This is a genomic window from Saccharothrix tamanrassetensis (assembly GCF_014203665.1).
Taxonomy (GTDB): domain Bacteria; phylum Actinomycetota; class Actinomycetes; order Mycobacteriales; family Pseudonocardiaceae; genus Actinosynnema; species Actinosynnema tamanrassetense.
On sequence record NZ_JACHJN010000007.1, the window covers coordinates 1 to 22,588 of the forward strand.

Genomic DNA, 22,588 nt, shown 5'->3' on the forward strand with positions numbered 1-22,588 from the left:
AAGCCCCTACGCAAGGCTGACGCCCTACGCCGTCCTGCGCCACCTCCAACACTTACTCACGGTCTGGACAGGCCGCTGCCACACCTGCCGACAACACGTCCAGACCCGAACAGCCCGACAAAACCGCACGTCAACAGCACCTAACGAAGTCCTACTAGCGCTTCGAGCCGGTCTTCGGCCTGGGCGCGAACAGGTCCCGCAGCTGCGTGTAGCGGCGCCTCATGCCCCACTTCGTGACCCGCAACAGGGCCTCGCGCACGATGTTGCCGCTCATCTTCGACTCGCCGATCTCGCGCTCGGTGAACGTGATCGGCACCTCGACCACGCGGTGGCCCAGCTCGATCGTCCGCCACGCCAGGTCGATCTGGAAGCAGTAGCCCTGCGAGGCCACCGTGTCCAGCTTGAGCCGGCGCAGCACGCCCGCCCGGAACGCCCGGAACCCGCCGGTGATGTCCTTCACGCTGGTACCCAGCGCGACCTGCGAGAACACGTTCCCGCCGCGCGAGATCAGCTGCCGGTGCCACGGCCAGTTCACCGTGCTGCCGCCCGGCACGTACCGCGAGCCCAGCACCAGGTCGGCGTCCCGCAGCGCGTCGAGCAGCCGCGGCAGGTCCTCCGGCGCGTGCGAACCGTCCGCGTCCATCTCCACCACGACGTCGTAGCCGTGCTCCAGCGCCCACCGGAAGCCCGCCACGTACGCGGCGCCCAGCCCGGCCTTCTCGGTGCGGTGCATCACCTGCACCCGGTCGTCCGCGGCGGCCATCTCGTCGGCCAGCTGTCCCGTCCCGTCCGGGCTCCCGTCGTCGACCACGAGGCAGTGCACCTTCGGCAAGGCCGCGTGCAGCCGCTTCACGATCTTCCCGATGTTGTCCCGCTCGTTGTAGGTCGGGATCACCACCAGCACCGGCCCGAGCTCGCGGTCAGGCTGCGCCTGCTGGTCCGCCATCCGTTTCCTCCTCGCCGATCCCCGCACCAGGGGTCGGACGCGATCCTCGTCGTTTCACGGTCAGGCTCAGCGCCACGGCCAGCAGGCCCAGCGCCGTCATCACCCACTCGGGCCATGCGCCGAGCCGGGTGGCCAGCGTAGCCTCCCCCCGCAGCGGCAGCTCCGACACCAGTGCGTCGGGGGTGAACAGCCCGGTCCGGCGGGTGACCGACCCGTCCGGCTGCACGATCGCGCTGACCCCGCTCGTGGCCGCCACCACCACCGCTTTGCCGTGCTCCACGGCCCGCACCCGGGACATCGCCAGCTGCTGGTAGGTCATCTCGGTGAAGCCGAAGGTGGCGTTGTTGGTCGGGATCGCGATGATGTCGGCCCCCGCCGTGACCGAGTCGCGCACCACGCTGTCGAACGCGACCTCGTAACACGTGTCGACGGCCACCCGGGCCGGGCCCATCGCGAACCCCTTCGGGTCGGTCCCCGGCTGGAACACCCCCGCCCGGTCCACGGTCGCGGAGAAGATCCGGAAGAACGAGCGGAACGGCATCGTCTCGCCGAACGGCTGGAGCTGCCGCTTGGTGTAGGTGTCGGTGGCGCCCCTGCCCGGCTCCCACAGCACCACGGTGTTGCGCGGCAGGTTGTCCGACTTGTCGACCACCACCGCGCCGACCGCGATGGGCGCCTTGATCGCCGCGGCGGCGCGGTCGATCTCGGCGGCGGCGTCGGTGTTGCGGAACGGGTCGATGTCGGAGGAGTTCTCCGGCCAGATCACCAGGTCCGGCTGCTCCTCCCGGCCCCGGGCGACGTCCTCGGCCAGCTCCAGCGTGCGCTTGACGTGGTTGTCCAGCACGGCGCGGCGCTGGGCGTTGAAGTCCAGCCCGGCACGCGGCACGTTGCCCTGGATCGCGGCCACCACCACCGTCCCCCGGTCCGGCGCGGTGCCCACCAGCGGCGTCGCCGCCAACCCGCCGGCCAGCGGCAGCACCACCAGCGGCAGCCCCAGCCGCCAGTCGCGCCCCAGGTGGGCCAGGCCGAACCCGGTCAGCGCCACCGCGAACCCGATCAGCGGCGCCCCGCCGACCGCCGCCAGCGGCAGGTACCAGCCCTCCGGCTGGCCGAACGCGATCCGGCCCCACGGGAACCCGCCGAACGGGAACACCCCGCGCAGCAGCTCGTCGGCCACCCACAGCGACGCCATCCACAACGGCCCGCCCGGCAACGTCGACACCCGGGCCATGAACGCGGTGCCCAGGCCGATCATCACCGCGCAGAACAACGCCAGCGGCAGCCAGGCGACCAGCCCGACGAACTCCCCCGTCCAGCGCAGCAGCGGGACCATGAACCCCAGCCCCCACGCCACGCCCAACCCGAAGCCCGCCCGCATCCGGCGACCGTGCAGCAGCACCCCCAGCACCGCGAACCCGATCGGCGCGAGCCACCACGCGGTGCGCGGCGGGAAGCTCAGGAAGACCAGCCCACCCCCGACCGCGGCGAGCGCGATCCGCGACAGCGTGCCGCGCACGTCCCGACGACGGCGGGCGGGCGGTGTGCCGGCGGCGGGCTGACCCGGCGCCACAGGGGGTGCGACCACCGGATCAGCCTACGAGGACCGGGTGAAGCACCGGACAAGGACCGCCGGAAGCGACCCCGGTCACCGCCACCGGATGCGTCTCGGGGTCGAAGTTCAGGGTTGCCACCGATGCGGACGGCCCCGATCAGGCGGATGGTGGAGGCATGACCACGTTGACCAGGCCCCAGAACCAACGCGTGATCGCCGGCGTGTGCGCGGGACTGGCCGCGCGGTTCGGTTGGAAGCCGAACACGGTGCGGTTGCTGTTCCTGCTGTCGTGCCTGCTGCCCGGCCCGCAGTTCATCGTCTACCTCGTGCTGTGGGTGACGATGCCCCAGCGCCCCTACTGACGCGGCCCGACCAGCGCCTCGATGCCGTCGAGCACGCGTTCCAGGCCGAACGTGAACGCGTGCTCCCCCGAGTAGGCCGAGCCGTGCGCCTCGCCCGCCGCCGCGCCCACCCGCGCGGCGGTGGGGAACTTCTCCGGGTCGAACACCCTGGACAGGAACGGCGCGGCGGCCTGCCACCACTGCCGGTCGGTCAGGCCGGTGCGCTGCTCGACCTGCGCCGCCTCCACCGCCGGCCGGGCCGCCGCCTGCACGTGGCCCAGAACCAGGGCCAGCACCGAGTCCATCTCCACGTCCGACAGCCCGATGCCGTCCACGGCGGACAGTTCGTAGTCGTACTTCGCGACCACGTTCGGGCCCAGCACCGCCCGGTTGGTCGCCACCTGGAGCAGCCACGGGTGTCGCAGGTACAGCGCCCAGTTCTCCCGCGCGATCTGCGTCAGCCGGGCACGCCACCCGCCGGGCACGTCCGCCGGGCGCGCGGTCTCGCCGTGCACGGTGTCCACCATGACGTCGATCAGCTCCGCCTTGCCCGGCACGTAGGTGTAGAGCGACATCGTGCCCACACCGAGCCGGTCCGCGACGCGGCGCATGGACAGCGCGCCCAACCCCTCGGTGTCGGCCAGCGCTACCGCCGCGGCCACGATCCGGTCCACCCCGAGGTCCTTGCGCGCGCTGGGCGTGGTGGTGCGCCAGAGCACGGACAGAGTGCGCGCCGGGTCGCCGCCGCCGCTGTGTTCGGTCGCCACCCGACCACACTACTGATCAATCGGCGAGTGCCGCCCGCACGATCTCCAGCGCCTCGTCGGCGGTCAGCCCCTGCTCGCGGGCCGTGGACGCGTAGCCCCGCGCGGCCCGCAGCACCCGTTCCCGGCTGCGCTCCCCCGCCGCGCTGACCACGGTCCCGGCTCTGCCGCGGGTCTCGATGAGACCCGCCTCCTCCAGTTCCCGGTAGGCGCGGGCGACCGTGTTGACCGCGATGCCCAGCTCGGCGGCCAGCGCGCGGACGGTGGGCAGCCTGGTGCCCACGGCCAGCTCCCGGTCGGTGATCTTGCGAGCGAACTGGGACCGCACCTGCTCGTAGGGCGGTACCGAGGAAACCGGATCGAGGCTGATCACGCCGTCGATAGTGGCAGAGACCCCACGTCCGCAGGACCACATCCGCGCGGGCCCTCGCCGCCGGTCGGGAACGAGCCTGGTAGGCGGGTCGACCCGGCCGACGCCAGCGGGTTATTCCTGGTGGGACGGCATGGACGACACCGCTGCGGCCGGGATCGTCGCCGTGCCCGGACGGCCGGGGGCCGGGACGCGGACGGTGAAGGGCCGGACGCAGCGGTGAAGGGTCAGGGCGCGACCACGGTGCCCCGGGCGCGGGTGACCACGATCGGCGGCTCCACGACGTCGGCGGCGGACGGCCCGCGGTGCGGTGCGGAACGGCACACCACCCGCGCCTCGAAGTCGATCTCGCGGGAGCGGGTGCCGACGCGGACCAGGGTCGCGGTCGCCTCGATGACGTCACCGGCCTGGATGGGCGCCACGAACTCGACGTTCGAGTAGCCCGCGAACAGGCCCTCGTCGGCGTCGGTGCGGATGAGCAGCTCGGTGGCCACGTCGCCGAACAGGCCCAGCCCGTAGGCGCCGTCCACCAGGTTGCCGCCGTAGTGGGCGTGCGAGTGCGGCACGTACCGCCGGTGGGTGACGGTGAAACCCTCGGTCAGGCTCACGCTGCCCCTTCCTTCTTCGTCTGCACGGCGTGCACGAGGTAGCTGGCGACTTCGCCGGGGGTCGTGCCCCGGCCGAACACCCGGTCGACGCCCAACTCGCCCGCCATCAGCGGGTCGAAACGGGGGCCGCCGGCGATGAGCAGGGGACGTCGGTCGCCCATCGCCTCGCGGAAGGCCGCCGCCATCTCCCGGGTGTTGAGGACGTGCGCGTCCCGCTGGGTGACCACCTGCGACACCAGGACCGCGTCGGCCTTCTCCGCGCGGGCGCGGCGGACCAGCTCGGGCACGGACACCTGCGCGCCCAGGTTCACCACCTTGAGCTCGCGGTAGTACTCCAGGCCCTTCTCGCCGGCGAAGCCCTTGATGTTGAGGATCGCGTCGATGCCCACGGTGTGCGCGTCGGTGCCGATGCACCCCCCGACCACGACCAGCTTGCGGCGCAACAGCTTCTTCAGCGTCGTGTTCACCTCCGACGGCGACAGCAGCGGGTACTCGCGCTCCACCACGCGCACCTCGTCCAGGTCGACGATGTGCCCGACCGACCCGTACACGACGAAGAACGTGAAGTCGGCTCCGATCGCGTGGGAGTGCACCACCATCGCCGGGTCGATGCCCATCTTGTTCGCCAACTGCTGCGCGGCGCCGTCGGCCTTCGGCCCGAACGGCACGGGCAGCGTGAACGACGTCTGCACCATCCCGTCGCCGGTCGTGTCGCCGTAGGGGCGGACGTGCCGCTTCACCGCGCCTCCAACAGGTCTGAGGCGGGGTTGCAGTACCCGTCGGCCTTCGCCACCACGCCGTCCGCGCCCTTGCCGCCGTCCGCCGGGCGTTTCATCAGGCCGAACGTGCCGTCGGCGATGGCGTCGAGCAGCCCGTCGTCCACGATCCGCGCCAGCAGGTCCACCGCCTCCCCCAGCACCTGGTGCGCGCGTTTGACGATCAGCCCGTCCGGTGCGGGACGGAAGTCGTCACGCAGGCCGCCGGCCGCGTCGAGCACGTACCGGACGTTGGCCAGCGCCAGGTCCCGGTCGGACAGGAACGGGGTCACCACGGCCTCGGTCATCATCCCCACCAGCAGGATGCTCTGCCCCGTCAGCACCCCCGCCAGGTTGAAGAACCCGTCGAGCAGGTAACCGTTGAACACGTCGCCGGTCATGTGCTTGGTCGGCGGCATCCACTTCAGCGGCGCGTCCGGGAACAGCTCGCGGGCCAGCAGGGCGTGCGCCAGCTCCAGCCGGAACGACTCGGGCACCTTCGGGTTGATCTCGAACGCGTGCCCGAGGCCCAGCAGGTGGTCGGGCAGCCCCGCCTCGTGCGCGAAGTGCTCGTTGAGCAGCTGCGACACGGTGACGGTGTGCGCGGCTTCCACCGCGTCGGCGGTGGTGAGGTAGTTGTCCTCGCCGGTGTTGATGATGATCCCCGCGCGGGCGTGCACCTGGCGGGAGAACCGCTGGTCGACGAAGGTGCGGATCGGGTTGATGTCGCGGAACAGGATCCCGTACATCGAGTCGTTGAGCATCATGTCCAGCCGCTGCAACCCGGCCAGCACCGCGATCTCCGGCATGCACAGCCCGGAGGCGTAGTTCGTCAGCCGCACGTACCGACCGACCTCTTTGGACACCTCGTCCAACGCGGCCCGCATGATCCGGAAGTTCTCCTGCGTGGCGTAGGTCCCGGCGAACCCGTGGTGCGTCGCGCCTTCGGGCACGTAGTCCAGCAACGACTGCCCGGTCGACCGGATCACCGCGATGACGTCCGCGCCGGCCCGCGCCGCGTTCTGCGCCTGGACGACGTCCTCGTCGATGTCCCCGGTCGCGACGATGAGGTAGATCCACGGCCGCTGCGCCGGGTCGCCGAGCTTGGCGACCAGCTTCTCCCGCTGGGCCCTGTTCCGGTCGACGGTCCGGATGCCCCTGGTGACCGCCGCCGTGGCCGCCTTCCGCGCCCGCGTCCGGTCCCGGCCTTCCGGGATCGTGAACCGGACCTGCCCGGCGGCGGTGGCCTCGGCCAGTTCCGTCAACGTCGCGAGGTCGTGCTCCCGCAACGCGTGGAAGGCGGGCAGCACCACCCCGTGCTCCAGCCCGCACTGCTCCCGGACCGTGTCGACCACGCGGTTCACCCACGGCACGTCGCCAGCCCGGTGGGTCGAGTCCGCCCCGGTGATCCCGGCCAGCCGCAACGTGGCGCGCTCGACCGCGACCGTGGTGTGCGCCTTGGCGATGGCCACCACCGGCTCGGCGGCCTTGGCGGCCAGCCGGCGTGCGGTGGCGACCACCTTCGGGTCGAGGTCGAGCAACGCCATCGTCACTCCCTTTCGAAGATCGTCCGACCGCGCAGCACGGTCCGCAGGCACGTCGGCGTCGAGTCCAGTGACGGCAGGCCCGGCACGCCCGAACGCGGATCGGTGGACCACCGCTGCACCCGCGAATCCGGTGTGGTGACCTCCAACTCCCCCGCCTCCCACACCGCGTAGGTCGCGGGAGCGCCCGGCTGCAACGTGCCGGTGATGCCGTCGTCCACCCCCGCCGCACGCCACCCGCCACGGGTGTGGGCGTTGAACGCGGCACGCGGCGAGATACCGAAACCGTCCGTCCGGTGGTGCACCGCGGCACGGATCGAGGCCCACGGATCGACCACCGTCACCGGTGCGTCGGAACCCAGAGCCAGCACCAGACCGGCACCGGCAAGCTGTGAGAACGGGTTCAGCGCGGTTCCGCGCTCCGCGCCCAGCCGCTGGACGTACATGCCCGAAGGCCCGCCCCACTCGCGGTCGAACAACGGCTGCACGGAGGCGACCACGCCGAACGAACCGAGCTTCGCCGCCTGCTCGGCGGTGATCATCTCGACGTGTTCCAGGCGGTGCCTGCGGGCGGCCAGCGCGGGCACGCCGACAACGGCGGCGGCCGTCTCGAAGCCCTGCACCACGGCCGCCATGGCGGCATCGCCGATGACGTGGAAACCGCCCTGGAGACCGGCTTCCGTGCACGACACCAGGTGCGCGGCGATCTCGTCGGCGGTCAGGTACAGCGCACCGGAGGTGTCGGCGTCCTCGTAGGGCGAGCACAACGCCGCAGTCCGGGAACCCAGGGCCCCATCCACGAACAGGTCACCCGCCAACCCCCGCACGGGCAGGTCGATGGGATCCCGGCTGCCCCAGTACCCGACGACCTCCGGGCCACCGTCGAAAGCCAGCAGGTCGGCCAGGTCGTCACGGCTGGAGATGTCCGGTCCCGCGCACTCGTGCACACAGGCGACACCCCGCGATGCGGCGTGGGACAGGAAGGCCTCCTGCGCGGCACGCCGCCGGGCCACCGGGATGGCGTCCTTGGCCGCGCCCCGCACGTGGTGGTGGGCGGCACGGGACAGCGGACCGTCGGGAGACCAGCCGTCGGCGTCACGGGCGGCGGGCGCGAGGTCGACCAGCGCCGAGGACACCAGCGCCGAGTGCACGTCGATCCGCGACAGGTAGACGACGGCACCACGCGCGGCCTCGTCCAGTTCGGCACGCGTCGGCGGGCGGTTCTCCGGCCAACGGGTCTCGTCCCAGCCGTGGCCCCAGATCAGTGGGCCGTCGGCGGCGCGGACCGCGTCCAGCAGGTCGGACAGCGAACGGCAGCCGGTCAGGTCCAGACCCGTCAGCAGCAGGCCGGCGGAGGTGGCGTGCACGTGCGCGTCCACGAACGCCGGCGCGACCCAGGCCCCGGCCAGGTCCACGACCTCGGCGTCCGGGTGCAGGGCGCGGCCCACCGAGTCCTGGCCCAGCCACACCACGGTGCCGTCCGTGATCGCCATCGCGGTGGCGTCGGGTGCGGTCGGAGAGTGGATCCGGCCACCCACGAGCAGACGCGTGCTTCCCTCGGACGAGCCGCCGTTCACCCGCGGCGAGGTGCTTTCCTCAGGCGAGCCGCCATTCACTGTAGTCACGCCTGAGCAGTCTGCCGGTGCTCGAACAGGGCCCGCACGGCAGGTTCGGTGCGCAGCAGGTCCAGAGCGAACGCCGCGTGACCTGGCACATAGCCGTTGCCGACGATCATCTCCACGTCTGCCGCGAGGCCTTCCGCGCCGAGTGCGGCGGCGGAGAACGAGGTGGCCATGGAGAAGAACACCACGGTGCCGCCATCGGCGGTGGCCAGGATCGCCCCGTGCTCACAGCCCGGCACGTCCACGCACACCACCGTCACGTCCACCCGTGTGCCCACGGCCTCCAGCACGGCCACCGGATCGCGGGCATCGGCGACCACGATCTCATCGGCCAACCCCGAAGACCCGACGCGGGACGCCTCGGCCTCGGTGGGCACCAACGCCACCAGGCGGGACGCGCCGGCGCGACGCGCGGCGGCCAGCGACAGCGAACCCGACTTGCCACCCCCACCCAGCACCAGGACCGATTCCGCCGCACGCCGCCGCACCACCCGGTTGGTCAGCGCGGGGGCGCCGCACACGTCGAGCACGGACAGCGCGAGTTCGTCGGGCAGGTCGCAGGGCAGCACGGCGGCGATGGAACGGCCGAACAGCACGGCGGTCCCGGTGCACGGCACCTGCTCGGTCGTGCCGTCCCACCGCGCCAGACCGTCGGTGACGCGCAACGGGGTCAAGGTCAGGGACACCAGGGTCGCGACCCGGTCGCCGACCTCCAGCCCCAGCGGCGAGGACGGGCCGACCGCGCGGACGGTGCCGAGAAGCATCCCGCCGGAGCCGGTCACCGGGTTCTGCATCTTGCCGCGCTCGGCCACGACGTCCAGCACCGCCTGCCGGATCGACGGGCCGTGCTCCTCCCGGAGCTGCCGGAACGACGCCGCGTCCAGGTTCAGCCGTTCGACGTCCACCACGACCTCGTCCGCACCGCACTCCGGTGTCGCGTCCAGCCGCCACGCCTGCTGCGGGAGCACACCGGCGGGTTCCAGCACGCGGTGCAGACCGTACGGCGACGTCATGGAAATCCTTCGGTCAACAGCGACTGGGCGGGAATATCTTCACGTGGAACGCCAAGACTCCGCAAGTATCAGTCTGTCGCCGGATGCGGACCGGCCACCGGGTCCGGACGAGCCCGCACGGAGCGCAGCACCTCCGCCACCCGGTGGCCGGGAGTCCTCAACGAACAGCCGCCACCAACCGCGCAAGTGCGCCAGGTCCCTCGAACCGCAGCTCCGGTCCACCCTGCTGCTTGGAGTCGCGGACCGCGCTCAGGTCAGCACGGACTTCGACACAGTTGGTGGATGTGCCCGACCGGCTGGACTTCCGCCACCGGGGTGAAGTCATTCCTTCTCCTTCTTCTCAAGCAGAAAATTCAGGATCGACAGAAATTTCGGTGACCCGCTCGACGACCTCCTGGAACACCGCAACCATGTCCTTCTCCTGGATGAACAGGCCGCTCGCGTGGTTCTCCAGGTGCACGATCGTCTCGCTGCCACCGATCGTAATCAGCGAGAACGGCCCGTGGAGGGCCGCGTGCCAACCGGCGTCGATCGGGAAGATTCGAAGCTCCACATTGGGCAACTCGGCCATCTTCCGCAGGTGGTCGAGCTGTTCCACCCGGGCGGCAGGTCCGCCGAACTGCTGCCGCATCACGTGATTCCCCATCAGCGCGGTATAGCGGACCGGACGCGACCTGGTGAGCACGTCCCGGCGGCCCATCCGGATGGCGACGCGCGTCTCGATCTCCGACTCGGGCACCGCACCGCCGCGCATGATCGCGCGGGTGTAGCCGCTGGATTGGAGCAGACCCGGCACGACGAGCGGGCTGACATCGATGATCTCGGTGGCGAGTTGCTCGATCTGGAGCAACGCGTCCAGTTGGACCCGCTGCTCGGGTAGACCGACCGCAAGCCAGGCCGAGCCCTTGGCGGGATCGTCGCGGACCAGTTCGAGGATCTCGTCGCACTCCGGGCCGACCACGCCGAGCGTGTCGAGGATGAGGATGGTGGCCTCTTCACTTGGCGGACGCTCTCCCGACTCGTACCTGTTCATGGTCGCGGCGTGGATGCCGGTCAGTCGCGCGAGCTCCCGCTGTCCCACCCCGGCCGCCTCGCGAACCGCGCGGAGTTTCGTGCCGAGCGCCATCGCCTTCGCCGTGCTGCGGATCATGCGGCACAGCATAGGACTGGCCGTTCTACCTGCGGATACACCCGATCGTGGCATTGCGGTTGTGGTAGCGCAACAGCAACATGTGATGGGACAACACAACGCACCACCGAAGGGTACCGCTCATGGATGACCGCTCCGGACACGACACCGTGTGGGACGAAGCCACGTCCGCACAGTTCCTCGCCGACCTGGCCGACGAGGAAGCGCCGCGACTGTTCGCCGTGGCCGTGGAATACGGCGAGCGCTACGACGCCCACATCGCCGCCTACGGCATGGCCTTCCACGACCACGCCGAGGTCATCTCCACCGAAGGCGACTTCCGCGCGAGCCTCCACAAGCCGGAGAACGCGCTGCTCTACTTCACCGAAGGGGGTGACGCCAACGCACGACTCCTGTGGCTGCCGCGCACCCTCACCACCGTCGCCACCACCAACACCACCGCCAGCACGCCGTAGGTCGCAGCCGCGAACGGACTCGCCACCAACGCCGTCAGGTCGCCCTCGGAGATCTGCAACGTCCGCCGCACCTGCTCCTCCGCCATCGGTCCCAGGATCAGCCCGACGACCAGCGGCGCGACCGGATAGCCGTGACGGCGCATGAAGAAGCCGGCCACGCCGATCACCAGGAGCACGATCAGGTCGTCCACCACGAAGTTCACCGCGTAGGTGCCCAGAGCGGCGAACAACAGGATGCCCGCGTACAGGTAAGGCCGGGGGATCTGGAGCACCTTCACCCAGATCCGCACCAAGGGCAGGTTGAGCACGAGCAGCATGACGTTGCCGATGTACAGCGACGCGATGAGCGCCCACACCATCCCCGAGTTGTCGGTGAACAGCAGCGGACCGGGCTGGATGCCGTAGGACTGGAACGCCGCCACGATCACCGCCGCCGTCGCGGTCGTCGGCAGACCCAGCGTCAGCAGCGGCACCAGCACTCCGGCCGCCGCGGCGTTGTTGGCCGCCTCGGGACCGGCCACGCCCTCGATCGCCCCCTTGCCGAACTCCTCGGGATGCTTGGACAGCTTCTTCTCCGCCGCGTACGACAGGAACGTCGACACGTCCGCCCCTCCGGCCGGCACGGTGCCGACCGGGAAGCCGATGAACGTGCCGCGCAGCCAAGGCTTCCACGACCGCGACCAGAACTCGCGGGTGAACCACCGGCCGCCGACCGGCACCACCTCCACCGGGCCGTGCCGCAGCCGGGAAGCCACGTAGAGCGCCTCGCCGACCGCGAACACACCGACCGCGACGACTACGACGTCGATCCCGTCGGCCAGCGTCGACACCCCCAGGGTGAACCGCTGCTGACCGGACAACGTGTCCGTCCCGACCAGACCGAGGAACAGGCCCAACCCCAGCGCCGCGAGCCCGCGCGCCGGGGAGGAACCCAGCAGCGCGGCCACCGTCGTGAAGGCGACCACCATCAGCGCCACGTAGTCCGCCGGCCCCAAGGTCACCGCGAGGTCCGCGATCGTGGGGGCCAGTGCCGTCAGCAGGATCGTGGCGATGGTGCCCGCCACGAACGACCCGATCGCCGCCGTGGCCAGGGCCGCCGCGCCACGTCCGGCGCGCGCCATCCGGTTGCCCTCCAACGCGGTGACGATGGAGGAGGACTCGCCGGGGGTGTTCAACAGGATGGACGTCGTCGACCCGCCGTACATGCCGCCGTAGTAGATGCCCGCGAAGATGATCAGCGCGGCGGTGGGTTCCAGCGTGTAGGTCAACGGCAGCAGCAGCGCCACCGTCATCGCCGGGCCGATGCCCGGCAACACACCCACGGCGGTGCCGAGGGTGACGCCCAGCAGGGCGTAGAGCAGGTACTCGGGCTGCGCGGCGGTCGCGAAACCCTCCAACAGCGCGGTGAGGCTACCCATCGAGGAGCGGCACCCCTTCCAACACCCCGGCGGGCAGCGACAGGCCCAGGCCGGACGCGAACACCACCTGCACGACCAGCGCCAGCACCACGGCGACCGCCAACGCCTTCCACCACACCGCGCCCAGCGTCCAGGCCGCCCCGGCGAACAGCACCACCGCCGCGACCGGCCAGCCGACCACGTCGATCAGCGCCAGGTGTGCCACCAGGACGGCGACCAGCTTGGCCACGGTCGGCCAGTCGGTGCGCAGCCCCGTGTCGGCGTCCGCGGCGTCTGCGGCTTTCGCGGCCTGCCCGAGCTTCCCCTTCGCGGTGGCCACGATCGCCGCCACGCCGGTGACCACCAGCAGCGCGCCGACCGCGTACGGGAACGCGCGCGGCCCGACGGTGCCCGCCGTGCCGCGTGCGGTGATGGTGGTCGCGTCCACCAGGGTGAACACGCCCAGGGCGGTGACCAGACCGCCGAAGACGTACTCCTCGATGCGTTCGACGATCACTTGACCAGGCCGATTTCCTGGAGCACCGGCTTGATCCGGCCGATCTCGACGGTGAGGAACTCGGCGAACTCGTGGCCGGCGAGGAAGGTGTCGGTCCAGCCCTTCCTCTTCAGCTTCTCCTGCCACTGCGGGCTGCCGTGCATCTCGGTGACCAGCTCGACCAGCCGTTCCTTCGCCGCCGGCGAGATCGAGCCGGGCGCGACCACCCCGCGCCAGTTGATCAGTTCCACGCCGGTGCCCACGTTCTTCAACGTCGGTACGCCGAGGTCCGCGTGCGGCTGCGGGCCGGAGGTGGCCAGGGCGCGCAGCTTGCCCGCCTTGATCTGCTCCCGGTACTCGCCGATGCCGGAGATGCCCGCGTCGACCTTCTTGCCCAGCAGCGCGGCCAGCGACTCGCCGCCGCCCGAGTAGGGGACGTAGTTCAGCTTGGCGGGGTCGATGTTCTTGGCCTTCAACAGCATCGCGGCCAGGATGTGGTCCGTGCCGCCGGCCGAGCCACCGGTAACCGACACGCCCCGGCCCTTCTCGTCCACGGCTTCGAGCAGGTCCTCGATGCTCTGGTGCGGCGAGTCGGCGGGCACCACGACCACCTCGTCCTCGGCGGTCAGCCGGGCGATGGGGGTGGTGTCCTCCAACCGCTTGTCCACGCCGTTGGTCTCCACCGCGCCGACCATGACCAGGCCGGTGACCATCAGGTACGACTCGGACCTCTCGTTCGCCAGCTTCCGCAGGCCCACCGTGCCGCCCGCACCGCCGACGTTGCCGACCTGCACGGACCTCGCCAGGTTCGCGCCGCTCACGGCGGCCTGCATGGCCCGCGCGGTCTGGTCCCAGCCGCCGCCGGGATCGGCCGGGGCCATGATCTCCAGCTTGGCGATCGCCCCGTCCGCCGGCTTCGACGCTCCCCCGCACCCCGCGAGCACCAGGCCCGCGGTCACCACCACCGCGGTGGCCTGCCACGCGGCCGATCGGGTGTGCTGTCCTGCCATCGGGTTCCTCCACGTCACCGACCGCGGCTCGGCGCCCCGGTTGGGCGGGAACGCTAGGAGCGCGGGCCCGGCCCGGTAAGGCATCGGTCATAAGGGCCGTATTGGTCGTTTAGGTCGTGGCCGGGCTCACACCGGGTAGGCGAGAATGCGTCGCATGCCTCGCCGCTCGGTCCCCCTCGGTGTCTCCCTGCTGGTGTTGCAGGTGGTCATCGTGCTGGTGACGACCTGCGCGGCCGGGCTGCTGGCGGCCAAGCTGCAGAGCGACCGGATCCGGGAGGCGTACAAGGACCGGATGCTGTCGGTGGCGGAGAGCGTGGCCCGGCTGCCCACCGTGGTCGACGCCTTCGACGAGCCGCAGCCGGCCGAGACCATCCAGCCGCTGGCGGAGCTGATCCGCAAGGCGTCGAACGTGACCTACGTGGTGGTGACCGACCGCAACGGCGTGCGCTACGCCCACCCCGACCCGAAACGGATCGGGGAACGCGTCTCCACCGACCCCGGTTCGGCGTTGTCCGGCAACGTGTTCGTCGGCACCGAGACCGGCACCCTGGGCACGTCGCTGCGCGCGAAGGTACCGATCCGGGCCGACGACGGGCAGATCATCGGCATGGCGTCGGTCGGCGTCCTGGAGAGCCGGCTGGCCGCCGACCTGGCCGAGGACCTGCCGGAGCTGATCGGCTGGCTGGCCGCCGCCGCGCTGGTCGGCGTGCTGGGCGCGGCCCTGGTCACGCAGCTGGTGCGGCGGCGCACGTTCAAGCTCGAACCCGCCGAGATCGCGCAGCTGCTGGAGACCCGCGACGCGATGCTGCACGGCATCCGCGAAGGGGTGGTCGGCATCGACGAGCGCGAGCGCCTCGCGCTGGTCAACGACGAGGCGATGCGGCTGCTCGGGCTGACCGACGACCCGACCGGGCGTCCCGCCGGCGAGGTGCTCGACGACGGCGGACTGCTCGACCTGGCGCGCGGCGGCGACGACGTGGCCGACCGGCTGGTGCTCGCGGGCGAACGGGTCCTGGTCGCCAACCGGATGACCGCCAAGACGCAGGGCCGCCCGGTCGGCGTCGTGCTCACCCTGCGCGACCGCACCGAACTGCACGACGCGCTGCGCCAGCTCGACGGCCAGCGCACCGTCACCGAGGTGTTGCGGGCGCAGGCCCACGAGTTCTCCAACCACCTGCACGTCATCGGCGGCTTGGTGGAACTGGACCGGCGGGCCGAAGCCGTCGCCTACATCGAACGCGTCGGCGGTGCCGGGTCGATCACCTCGGACATCATCGAGGGCGCGGTCGCCGACCCGGCGCTGGCCGCCCTGCTGCTGGCCAAGTCGTCCACCGCGCACGAGCGCGGCGTGGCACTGCGGCTGGCCCCGGAGACCACGGTGGCCACCCGGACCGGGGACGACGCGCTGACCGTGCTGGGCAACCTGGTCGACAACGCGGTGGACGCCGTGCCGACCGGCGGCACGGTGCGGGTGCTGGTGCGGTCGTCGCCCGACGGCGTGCGGGTGGTGGTGGACGACGACGGTCCGGGCGTGGCCGAGTCGCAGCGCGGACGGATCTTCACGCTCGGCGTCAGCTCCAAGGCGACCGACGGCGCGCACGGACGAGGGATCGGACTGGCGTTGGTGTCCAGGGTGGTGACCCGCCGCAGCGGGCGGGTGCGGATCTCCGACTCGGAGCTGGGCGGCGCGTCGTTCGACGTGTGGCTGCCGGAAGCGGGTGTCCGATGAGCGTGCGCACCCTTGTCGTGGACGACGATTTCGCCGTCGCCGCGATCCACCGGGGCTTCCTGGAGGCGATGCCCGAGTTCACCGTCGTCGGCGAGGCCCACGGCGGCGGGGAGGCGTTGCGCGCGGTGGAGTCGTTGCGGCCCGACCTGGTGCTGCTCGACATCCACCTGCCCGACATCTCCGGGCTGGAGGTGCTGGCGCGGCTGCGTGCCCGCAGCGGTCCCCCGGTGGACGTCATCGCGGTGACCGCCGCCCGGGAACGCGAGACCGTGCGGCAGGCCATGTCCCGGGGTGTCGACCACTACCTGGTCAAACCGTTCACCCGCACCGCGTTCCTGGACCGGATGCGCCAGTACCTGGCCCGGCGGACCGAGGTGCAGCGGCTGGGCCGGTGGCTGGACCAGGACGAGGTGGACCAGCTGCTGCAGCACCGGCCGACGACGGTCGGCCTGCCCAAGGGGCTGTCGGCGGTCACGCTGCGGCTGGTGACCGAGGCGCTGCGGGACGGCGTGGGCGACCTGTCCGCCCAGGAGGTCGGCGAGCGCGCCGGGCTGTCCCGGGTCAGCGCCCGCCGCTACCTGGAGCACCTGGTCGCCATCGGCAAGGCGGAAGTCCAGCCGCGCTACGGCATGGCCAACCGCCCCGCCCACGGCTACCGGCTCACCTGAGCCCTCAGCCAGCGGCAGCCGTAGGGCTCCAACGCCAGATCGGCCGACGCCGGCTCGCCGGAGAACACGTCGGTGAGCTCACCGTCCACACCGGACAGGTCCACCTTCGCCCCGGTGTCGGCGAAGTTGTGCACCGCGACCACCGTGCCGCCGTCGATGTCGCAGCGGTGCGCGAACACCGCGGGTTCGGCGGTGTCGATCACCTGGAACTGTCCCCACGCCAGCTCCGGGCACTCCCGGTAGCCCTCGATGAGCATCCGCACCCACGACAGCAGCGAGTCCGGGTCGTGCCGCTGCTCGCCCGCCGCGTCCCACCACATCGGCGTGCGCACCGCGAGCCGGCCTTCCTGGGACAGGTCCTCGGTCATGCCGACCTCCTCGCCGTAGAACAGCACCGGCGTGCCGGGCAGCGAGAACAGCAGGCTGTAGACCATCTTGGTGCGTTGCGGGTCGTCCATCATGGAGGGCAGGCGGCGGCGCAGGCCCCGGCCGTAGAGCTGCATGTCCTCGTCCGGGCCGAACGCGGCGAACACCTCCTGCCGTTCCGGCTCGGTCAGCTTGTCCAGGATCAGCTCGTCGTGGTTGCGCACGAACGTCGCCCAGTGGCAGTCGCGCGGCGGCTGCGGGCGTTCCTTCAGCGCGTGGGTCAGCGGGCTGGCTTCCTTGCGCGCCAACGACAGGTACATCTGCTGCATTCCGATGAAGTCGAAGCACATGTGCAGCTCGTCGCCCACGCCGTCGGACTGCCCGAAGTACTTCATCGTGTCGGTGTAGGGCAGGTTCACCTCGCCCAGCAGCACGCCCTCGCCGTTGCGGCGGGACAGGAACGCCCGCAGGTCGCACAGGTAGTCGTGCGGGTCGGGCAGGTCCTCCACGGGCGCTTCGAGCAGGAACGGCACGGCGTCCACCCGGAAACCGGACAGGCCCAGCTCCATCCAGAACCCCATCACCCGGGCGATCTCGTCGCGCACCCGCGGGTTGGCCACGTTGAGGTCCGGCTGGTGCTTGTAGAAGCGGTGCAGGTAGTACTGGCCGGACTTCTTGTCCAACTGCCAGAGGGAGGTCTCCTGGTCCGGGAACACCACGCCCTGCTCGGCGTCCGCCGGCGGCTCGTCGCGCCAGACGTACCAGTCGCGGCGCGGGTTGTCGCGCGAGCTGCGGGCCTCCTGGAACCACGGGTGCTGGTCGGAGGTGTGGTTGACCACCAGGTCGGCGATCACCCGCATACCCCGGTCGCGGGCGGTGCGGACGAACTCCACGAAGTCGCCGAACGTGCCCAGGCGCGGGTCGATGGCGTAGAAGTCGGTGATGTCGTAGCCGTCGTCGCGGTCCGGGGAGGGGAAGAACGGCATCAGCCACAGGCACGTGACGCCCAGGCCGTGCAGGTGGTCGATCTTGTCGATCAGGCCGCGGAAGTCACCGTGCCCGTCGCCGTCCGAGTCGTGGAAGGTCTCCACGTCCAGGCAGTAGACGACGGCGTTCTTCCACCACAGGTCGGCGGTCCGGGTCAGCTTCATCGCCGCACCTCCGGCAGCACGCGCTCACCGAACGCGTCGAGGAACTCGTCCAGCTCTTGGCCCACGTGGTGCAGGTACAGTTCGTCGAACCCCAGGTCGGCGTATCCGCGCAGGGTTTCGGCGTGCAGGCCCAGGTCGGCGGACACGTTGACGGTGGCCGCGACCTGTTCCGGTGTGACGCGCTCGGACACCACGTCGAAGGCTTCGGCCGTCTCCAGGTCCCAGCAGACCGGTGGGCCGAACACGTTGCTGCGCCACTGCTCGTGCGCGACGGCCATGGCCCGGTCCTGGTCGGGCGCCCAGCTCAGGTGGACCTGGAGGGCGAGCTTGCCGATGCCCCCGGCGCCCCGGTAGGCGTCCACCATCTTGCGCAGGTGCTCGGCCGGCGCGTTGACCGTGATCAGCCCGTCCGCCCACTCCGCGCACCACCGGGCCGTCTCCACGCTGACAGCGGCGCCCACCAGCTTCGGCGGCTCGGCGGGCCTGGTCCACAGCTTCGCGCGGTCCACGGTGACCAGGCCGTCGTGACTGACCTCGTCGCCCTCCAGCAAGGCGCGGATGATGTCCACGCACTCGCGCAACCGCTGTGACCGGATGTCCTTGCGCGGCCACCCCTCACCGGTGATGTGCTCGTTGCTGGCCTCGCCGGTGCCCAGCGCAGCCCAGAACCGCCCGGGGTACATCGCGCCGAGCGTGCCGATGGCCTGCGCGATGATCGCCGGGTGGTACCGCTGGCCCGGGGCGTTGACCACCCCGAACGGCAGGCCGGTGGCCTGCATCGCGGCACCCAGCCACGACCAGGCGAAACCCGACTGCCCCTGCCGTTCGCTCCACGGCGAGAAGTGGTCGGAGCTCATCGCCGCGTCGAACCCGACCTCCTCGGCCCGGCGGACGGCATCCAGCAGCCGTGACGGGTGTATCTGCTCGTGCGAGGCGTGCACACCGATGACGGTCATGTGGTGTCACATACCCCCGACCCGTCCGGGCGACACCCCCAACACCCCGGCGAAGCGGACAACACGGACGCCTTGACGACGAGAGCCGAGATGAGGTTTACACCAACGCCCTGGCGCAGGGGGCCACACACCCGGACAACCGCAGCTTGAGGCTCTTGAAAAGAAACGCAGCTTGACGGCAGAAGGGCGCCCACGGACTCGAAGCGCTCTATGAGCACGCAGGTCTGGGCTCAAGCCGGGAACACTAGGCAACTGGACCACATCATCCAGGCCCCTATGACTGCCGGGGGACCGGTGTGCGCGTCACACGCCGCCCGCCGAGTGACCCGCCCAGCTGATCGACTCGCGCCGCATTTCGGCTTGGAGGCGCTTCTGTCGGCTTGGAGGCGCTTCTGCGAGGCGCTTCCTGCGTGGAAGCGCGAAGGCGCGCGGCTTGGCACGCTGGGAGGGTTGCGTTGCGGGCGGCGTGTCACGCTGGGACCGGTCCCCCGGCAGGCCCGGGTTGACGGGATGATGTGGTCCCGTTGCTCGGTGTTCCCGGCTTGAGCCCGGACCTGCGTGCTTCTGGGGCGCTTCGAGTCCGTGGTCCCTCTTCTGCCGTCAAGCTGCTTCTTCTTCTACGAGCTTTCAAACCTGCTTGGCACCGGGTCGGCTTGGGTGGGAACGCTGCGAGGGTGTGCGGTGTTGCCCGGGCGAAGGGCCGGCTCGGGCACGGGCTGCCCGGAGGGCGTTGGCTCAGGTCAGTTCAGGGCGGTTCGCGGGCTTGGGCTGGTTCGGGTGGACGTCGACTACGTCGCCGTCGATGACCACGCCGCCGGCGGTGGGTGGGCGGCCGTAGCGGAGGTTCAGGGTCAGCTCGCGTTCGCGCTGCTCGGAGCGAGCGGCGATGCGCTTGCTGATCAGCCGGCGGGTGGGCGGGAACAGCAGGAACAGGCCTGCGATGTCGCTGAGGAAGCCCGGCACGATGATCAGGAAGCCGGCCGCCGCGATGAGCACGCCGTCGGCGATCTCCTGGTGGGGTGCGCGGCGGGTGCGCAGGGCCTCGGAGAAGGCCGCCATCGTGCGCGCGCCTTCCCGGCGCATCAGCATCGAGCCGACCACACCACCCAGGACCAGCAGCCCCAGGGTGGGCAGGAAGCCCCACGCCCCGAAGGCCGCCACCAGGGCGGTGATCTCGACGGCCAGACCGATGAGCACTACGGCGAACACGCGCATACCCCCTCAACGAACGAACCGGCCAAAACACTCCCTGCCGGAATATTTACGCCAGAAGGCCCGTCTGGCAGCATATCTTCACGCCACTCAACGGGTAGGGAGCATGTATGACTGCGCTACACGACGTCGTGCCCGCGCTCGAGCGACCTGACCTGCAGCCCTACACCTACCGACGGCGGGAGCTGGTGGAGCCCGACTGGCGGAGGTTCCCCGGCTGGCGGGACGTCACCGAGGCGCAGTGGCGGGACGCCCAGTGGCAGCGGGTGAACTGCGTGAAGAACGTCAAGCAGCTGCGCGCCCTGATGGGCGACCTGCTGGACGAGCGGTTCTACGACGAGCTGGCCGCCGACCAGGCGGACCTCGCCACGATGTCCATGCTGACGCCGCCGCAGATGCTCAACACCATGGCGCCCGACGCGTCGCCGCAGGAGTTCACCGACGCGTTCCTCGCCGACCCGATCCGCCGGTACATGATCCCGGTGCGCGCCGACCGCGACCCCGAGTGGCCGAACCACCCGCACTCGTCCCGGGACTCGCTGCACGAGGCCGAGATGTGGGTCGTGGAGGGCCTGACCCACCGCTACCCCACCAAGGTGTTGGCCGAGCTGGTCTCCACCTGCCCCCAGTACTGCGGCCACTGCACCCGGATGGACCTGGTCGGCAACTCCACCCCGCAGGTCGACAAGCACAAGCTCCTGCTCAAACCGGTGGACCGGCAGGAACAGATGATCGACTACCTCAAGCGCACGCCCGGTGTGCGGGACGTGGTGGTCTCCGGCGGCGACGTGGCCAACGTGCCGTGGCCGCAACTGGAGTCGTTCCTCATGCGGCTGCTGGACATCGAGACCGTGCGCGACGTCCGCCTGGCCACCAAGGCGCTGGCCGGGTTACCGCAGCACTGGCTCCAGCCCAAGGTCGTCGAAGGCCTGGAACGAGTCGCCCGCACGGCAGCCCGCCGGGGCGTCAACCTGGCCATCCACACCCACGTCAACCACGCGCAGTCGGTGACCCCGCTGGTCGCCGAGGCGGCCCGCACCGCGCTGGAGGTCGGCGTGCGGGACGTGCGCAACCAGGGCGTGCTGATGAAGGGCGTCAACGCCACCCCCGACGACCTGCTCGACCTGTGCTTCGCGTTGCAGGGCGAGGCGAACATCCTGCCGTACTACTTCTACATGTGCGACATGATCCCCAACGCCGAGCACTGGCGGGTGGCGGTGTGGGAGGCGCAGGAACTCCAGCACGCGATCATGGGCTACCTCCCCGGCTACGCCACGCCGCGCATCGTCTGCGACGTCCCCTACGTCGGCAAGCGGTGGGTGCACCAACTCGCCGAGTACGACCGTGAGCTGGGTATCTCGTACTGGACCAAGAACTACCGGACCGGGATCGAACTGGAAGACCCGGACGCCCTGGACCGTCGTTACCCGTACTACGACCCGATCTCCACGTTGGGCGATACGGGTCGCCGTTGGTGGACCGAACAGGCGTAGCCCCGGCCGCCCTGCGCAGCAGGACCCGCGATGGGACCGCGCTGAGCGTTGTCCCTCCGCACGCCGCGCGGAGGGACAACGCGAGCGGCACCGGCCGGCGGTCGTGCCGCTGCCGGCCGGTTATCCGAGCAGCGCGTTCATCTCGCCGTAGTCCACACCTCCCACCAGGTAGGTGCCCTCGGTGAGCAGTCGGGTGGCGGCTTCGCGGGTCAGGGCGTAGGCGGCCTCGGCGATGCCCTGGCCGACGCTCACCCTGGCCACTCCCAGCTCCGCCAGTTGCGCGACGGTGGGCGAGTCCGGGGTCGCCATCACGTTCAGCGGGGCGTCGATGCCCTTCGCCAGGGCTTCGACGGTGTCGGCATCGGTCACGCCCGGCACGAAGATGCCGTCCGCGCCGGCGGCCAGGTAGGCCTCGGCCCGGCGCAGCGCGCTGGGGACCGTGCCGTCACCGAAGAAGTAGACGTCGGTCCGGACGTTGACGAACAGGTCCACGCCCGCTTCGTCCGCCGCCCGGCGGATGGTGACCAGGCGCGCGGCGTGGTCGGCGACGTCCAGCAGCCGGGCGTCGGCGCTGTCCTCGATGTTGACGCCCACCACACCCGCGTCGAGCACCTGGCGGACGGTTTCGGCCAGGTCGTCGCCGTAGCCGCCTTCGATGTCGGCCGTGACGGGGACCTGGACGGCTCGGGTGATCCTGGTGAGCGCCGCGATCGCGGTGGCGCGGTCCAGCCGGCCGCCGTCCGGCACGCCCAGGCTCCAGGACATTCCCGCGCTGGTGGTGGCCACGGCCGCCGCGCCCGCGTGTTCGACCAGTCGTGCCGACGCCGCGTCCCAGGCGTTCGGCAACACCAGGACGGGGCCGGTGTGCAGGTCGCGGAAGACCTCGGCCTTGTCCTGTCGGGACATGGGCTCCTCCTCTGGTTGGTGGTGCGCACTCATCCTGGGCGGACGCGCGGCCGGTGGCCGGCCGGATCCGGACAAGACCGCCGG

General features: G+C 71.0%; 23 protein-coding genes. 5 read left to right on the forward strand and 18 right to left on the reverse strand.

From position 1 onward, the window contains the following. Window positions 1–154: 154 nt before the first annotated feature. Complete coding sequence (locus FHS29_RS22115) at window positions 155–946, reverse strand: polyprenol monophosphomannose synthase (RefSeq protein WP_184693400.1); 792 nt, start codon at window positions 944–946, stop codon at window positions 155–157. Further along, on the reverse strand, window positions 921–2,531 hold the full coding sequence (lnt, locus tag FHS29_RS22120) for an apolipoprotein N-acyltransferase (protein ID WP_312865041.1): 1,611 nt from the start codon (window positions 2,529–2,531) through the stop codon (window positions 921–923). The genes FHS29_RS22115 and lnt overlap by 26 nt, the downstream gene beginning before the upstream one ends. A gap of 143 nt (window positions 2,532–2,674) precedes the next feature. On the opposite strand from lnt, the gene FHS29_RS22125 reads away from it, so the two are divergent. Further along, window positions 2,675–2,860 carry a PspC domain-containing protein gene (locus FHS29_RS22125; RefSeq protein WP_184693402.1) on the forward strand — a complete coding sequence of 62 codons (186 nt, stop codon included), beginning with the start codon at window positions 2,675–2,677 and terminating at the stop codon, window positions 2,858–2,860. Here FHS29_RS22125 and FHS29_RS22130 read toward each other — a convergent pair. The 9 genes from FHS29_RS22130 to FHS29_RS22170 all read right to left on the reverse strand — a co-directional run bounded on the left by FHS29_RS22130 (window position 2,854) and on the right by FHS29_RS22170 (window position 10,665). Next, window positions 2,854–3,606, reverse strand: a complete 753-nt coding sequence (locus FHS29_RS22130) for a TetR/AcrR family transcriptional regulator (protein WP_184693404.1) — start codon at window positions 3,604–3,606, stop codon at window positions 2,854–2,856. The genes FHS29_RS22125 and FHS29_RS22130 overlap by 7 nt on opposite strands. Window positions 3,607–3,622: 16 nt before the next feature. Then, complete coding sequence (locus tag FHS29_RS22135; RefSeq protein ID WP_184693406.1) at window positions 3,623–3,976, reverse strand: GntR family transcriptional regulator; 354 nt, start codon at window positions 3,974–3,976, stop codon at window positions 3,623–3,625. A gap of 224 nt (window positions 3,977–4,200) precedes the next feature. After that, on the reverse strand, window positions 4,201–4,581 hold the full coding sequence (gene kal / locus FHS29_RS22140) for a 3-aminobutyryl-CoA ammonia lyase (protein ID WP_312865042.1): 381 nt from the start codon (window positions 4,579–4,581) through the stop codon (window positions 4,201–4,203). Further along, window positions 4,578–5,321 carry a lysine 5,6-aminomutase subunit beta gene (gene kamE / locus FHS29_RS22145; RefSeq protein WP_184693408.1) on the reverse strand — a complete coding sequence of 248 codons (744 nt, stop codon included), beginning with the start codon at window positions 5,319–5,321 and terminating at the stop codon, window positions 4,578–4,580. Before kamE ends, kal begins: the two co-directional genes overlap by 4 nt. Next, complete coding sequence (gene kamD / locus FHS29_RS22150; RefSeq protein ID WP_184693410.1) at window positions 5,318–6,883, reverse strand: lysine 5,6-aminomutase subunit alpha; 1,566 nt, start codon at window positions 6,881–6,883, stop codon at window positions 5,318–5,320. Before kamD ends, kamE begins: the two co-directional genes overlap by 4 nt. A 2-nt stretch (window positions 6,884–6,885) precedes the next feature. Then, complete coding sequence (locus tag FHS29_RS22155; RefSeq protein WP_246440699.1) at window positions 6,886–8,373, reverse strand: amidohydrolase; 1,488 nt, start codon at window positions 8,371–8,373, stop codon at window positions 6,886–6,888. Window positions 8,374–8,501: 128 nt separating this feature from the next. Then, a complete protein-coding gene (gene kdd, locus FHS29_RS22160) occupies window positions 8,502–9,515 on the reverse strand; it encodes an L-erythro-3,5-diaminohexanoate dehydrogenase (RefSeq protein ID WP_184693412.1) in 1,014 nt (337 codons plus the stop codon). A 157-nt stretch (window positions 9,516–9,672) separates the two neighbouring features. Beyond that, window positions 9,673–9,840 (reverse strand): DUF397 domain-containing protein, encoded by a 168-nt coding sequence (locus FHS29_RS22165; protein WP_184693414.1) that lies wholly within the window; start codon window positions 9,838–9,840, stop codon window positions 9,673–9,675. A 15-nt stretch (window positions 9,841–9,855) separates the two neighbouring features. Further along, complete coding sequence (locus FHS29_RS22170) at window positions 9,856–10,665, reverse strand: helix-turn-helix domain-containing protein (RefSeq protein WP_184693416.1); 810 nt, start codon at window positions 10,663–10,665, stop codon at window positions 9,856–9,858. 122 nt (window positions 10,666–10,787) lie between these two features. On the opposite strand from FHS29_RS22170, the gene FHS29_RS22175 reads away from it, so the two are divergent. After that, window positions 10,788–11,120, forward strand: coding sequence for a hypothetical protein (locus FHS29_RS22175; RefSeq protein WP_184693418.1), 333 nt, complete (start codon window positions 10,788–10,790; stop codon window positions 11,118–11,120). Here the strand turns inward: FHS29_RS22175 and FHS29_RS22180 are convergent. The 3 genes from FHS29_RS22180 to FHS29_RS22190 are packed head-to-tail and all read right to left on the reverse strand — an operon-like array spanning window position 11,021 to window position 14,023. Then, complete coding sequence (locus FHS29_RS22180) at window positions 11,021–12,538, reverse strand: tripartite tricarboxylate transporter permease (RefSeq protein ID WP_184693420.1); 1,518 nt, start codon at window positions 12,536–12,538, stop codon at window positions 11,021–11,023. The two genes, FHS29_RS22175 and FHS29_RS22180, sit on opposite strands and share 100 nt — an antisense overlap. Then, a complete protein-coding gene (locus tag FHS29_RS22185; RefSeq protein ID WP_184693422.1) occupies window positions 12,531–13,034 on the reverse strand; it encodes a tripartite tricarboxylate transporter TctB family protein in 504 nt (167 codons plus the stop codon). Before FHS29_RS22185 ends, FHS29_RS22180 begins: the two co-directional genes overlap by 8 nt. Then, window positions 13,031–14,023 (reverse strand): Bug family tripartite tricarboxylate transporter substrate binding protein, encoded by a 993-nt coding sequence (locus FHS29_RS22190; RefSeq protein ID WP_184693424.1) that lies wholly within the window; start codon window positions 14,021–14,023, stop codon window positions 13,031–13,033. The genes FHS29_RS22185 and FHS29_RS22190 overlap by 4 nt, the downstream gene beginning before the upstream one ends. 154 nt (window positions 14,024–14,177) lie before the next feature. Here FHS29_RS22190 and FHS29_RS22195 point away from each other — a divergent pair, with 154 nt between their 5' ends. Both FHS29_RS22195 and FHS29_RS22200 read left to right on the forward strand, forming a co-directional pair. Continuing rightward, the gene (locus tag FHS29_RS22195) at window positions 14,178–15,752 is read left to right on the forward strand and encodes an ATP-binding protein (RefSeq protein WP_246440701.1); all 1,575 of its coding nucleotides are present in this window, start codon (window positions 14,178–14,180) and stop codon (window positions 15,750–15,752) included. Continuing rightward, entirely contained in the window at window positions 15,749–16,420 is a 672-nt protein-coding gene (locus FHS29_RS22200) for a response regulator (protein WP_184693429.1), read from the forward strand. Before FHS29_RS22195 ends, FHS29_RS22200 begins: the two co-directional genes overlap by 4 nt. Here FHS29_RS22200 and FHS29_RS22205 read toward each other — a convergent pair. From FHS29_RS22205 to FHS29_RS22215, 3 genes are all read right to left on the reverse strand, one after another. Further along, window positions 16,405–17,937: an alpha-amylase family protein gene (locus FHS29_RS22205; protein ID WP_184693431.1), complete on the reverse strand. Its 1,533-nt coding sequence runs from the start codon at window positions 17,935–17,937 to the stop codon at window positions 16,405–16,407. The genes FHS29_RS22200 and FHS29_RS22205 overlap by 16 nt on opposite strands. Then, the gene (locus tag FHS29_RS22210) at window positions 17,934–18,893 is read right to left on the reverse strand and encodes a TIGR03885 family FMN-dependent LLM class oxidoreductase (protein WP_184693440.1); all 960 of its coding nucleotides are present in this window, start codon (window positions 18,891–18,893) and stop codon (window positions 17,934–17,936) included. The genes FHS29_RS22205 and FHS29_RS22210 overlap by 4 nt, the downstream gene beginning before the upstream one ends. Window positions 18,894–19,628: 735 nt before the next feature. Further along, complete coding sequence (locus FHS29_RS22215) at window positions 19,629–20,108, reverse strand: FxsA family protein (protein ID WP_184693442.1); 480 nt, start codon at window positions 20,106–20,108, stop codon at window positions 19,629–19,631. A 107-nt stretch (window positions 20,109–20,215) separates the two neighbouring features. Between FHS29_RS22215 and FHS29_RS22220 the strand changes: the two genes are divergently transcribed. Beyond that, window positions 20,216–21,598: a KamA family radical SAM protein gene (locus FHS29_RS22220; RefSeq protein ID WP_184693444.1), complete on the forward strand. Its 1,383-nt coding sequence runs from the start codon at window positions 20,216–20,218 to the stop codon at window positions 21,596–21,598. Window positions 21,599–21,718: 120 nt separating this feature from the next. On the opposite strand, the gene FHS29_RS22225 is transcribed toward FHS29_RS22220, so the two are convergent. Further along, entirely contained in the window at window positions 21,719–22,504 is a 786-nt protein-coding gene (locus FHS29_RS22225) for an isocitrate lyase/PEP mutase family protein (protein ID WP_184693446.1), read from the reverse strand. Between the last annotated feature and the right edge of the window lie 84 nt (window positions 22,505–22,588).

What these genes read in the sequence shown, in the direction of transcription:
- FHS29_RS22115 (WP_184693400.1), bottom strand. Translation starts at nt 946, where the DNA reads ATGGCGGACCAGCAGGCGCAGCCTGACCGCGAGCTCGGGCCGGTGCTG.
- FHS29_RS22125 (WP_184693402.1), top strand. Translation starts at nt 2,675, where the DNA reads ATGACCACGTTGACCAGGCCCCAGAACCAACGCGTGATCGCCGGCGTG.
- kamD (WP_184693410.1), bottom strand. Translation starts at nt 6,883, where the DNA reads ATGGCGTTGCTCGACCTCGACCCGAAGGTGGTCGCCACCGCACGCCGG.
- FHS29_RS22155 (WP_246440699.1), bottom strand. Translation starts at nt 8,373, where the DNA reads ATGGCGATCACGGACGGCACCGTGGTGTGGCTGGGCCAGGACTCGGTG.
- kdd (WP_184693412.1), bottom strand. Translation starts at nt 9,515, where the DNA reads ATGACGTCGCCGTACGGTCTGCACCGCGTGCTGGAACCCGCCGGTGTG.
- FHS29_RS22165 (WP_184693414.1), bottom strand. Translation starts at nt 9,840, where the DNA reads ATGACTTCACCCCGGTGGCGGAAGTCCAGCCGGTCGGGCACATCCACC.
- FHS29_RS22170 (WP_184693416.1), bottom strand. Translation starts at nt 10,665, where the DNA reads ATGATCCGCAGCACGGCGAAGGCGATGGCGCTCGGCACGAAACTCCGC.
- FHS29_RS22175 (WP_184693418.1), top strand. Translation starts at nt 10,788, where the DNA reads ATGGATGACCGCTCCGGACACGACACCGTGTGGGACGAAGCCACGTCC.
- FHS29_RS22180 (WP_184693420.1), bottom strand. Translation starts at nt 12,538, where the DNA reads ATGGGTAGCCTCACCGCGCTGTTGGAGGGTTTCGCGACCGCCGCGCAG.
- FHS29_RS22190 (WP_184693424.1), bottom strand. Translation starts at nt 14,023, where the DNA reads ATGGCAGGACAGCACACCCGATCGGCCGCGTGGCAGGCCACCGCGGTG.
- FHS29_RS22195 (WP_246440701.1), top strand. Translation starts at nt 14,178, where the DNA reads ATGCCTCGCCGCTCGGTCCCCCTCGGTGTCTCCCTGCTGGTGTTGCAG.
- FHS29_RS22200 (WP_184693429.1), top strand. Translation starts at nt 15,749, where the DNA reads ATGAGCGTGCGCACCCTTGTCGTGGACGACGATTTCGCCGTCGCCGCG.
- FHS29_RS22205 (WP_184693431.1), bottom strand. Translation starts at nt 17,937, where the DNA reads ATGAAGCTGACCCGGACCGCCGACCTGTGGTGGAAGAACGCCGTCGTC.
- FHS29_RS22210 (WP_184693440.1), bottom strand. Translation starts at nt 18,893, where the DNA reads ATGACCGTCATCGGTGTGCACGCCTCGCACGAGCAGATACACCCGTCA.
- FHS29_RS22215 (WP_184693442.1), bottom strand. Translation starts at nt 20,108, where the DNA reads ATGCGCGTGTTCGCCGTAGTGCTCATCGGTCTGGCCGTCGAGATCACC.
- FHS29_RS22220 (WP_184693444.1), top strand. Translation starts at nt 20,216, where the DNA reads ATGACTGCGCTACACGACGTCGTGCCCGCGCTCGAGCGACCTGACCTG.
- FHS29_RS22225 (WP_184693446.1), bottom strand. Translation starts at nt 22,504, where the DNA reads ATGTCCCGACAGGACAAGGCCGAGGTCTTCCGCGACCTGCACACCGGC.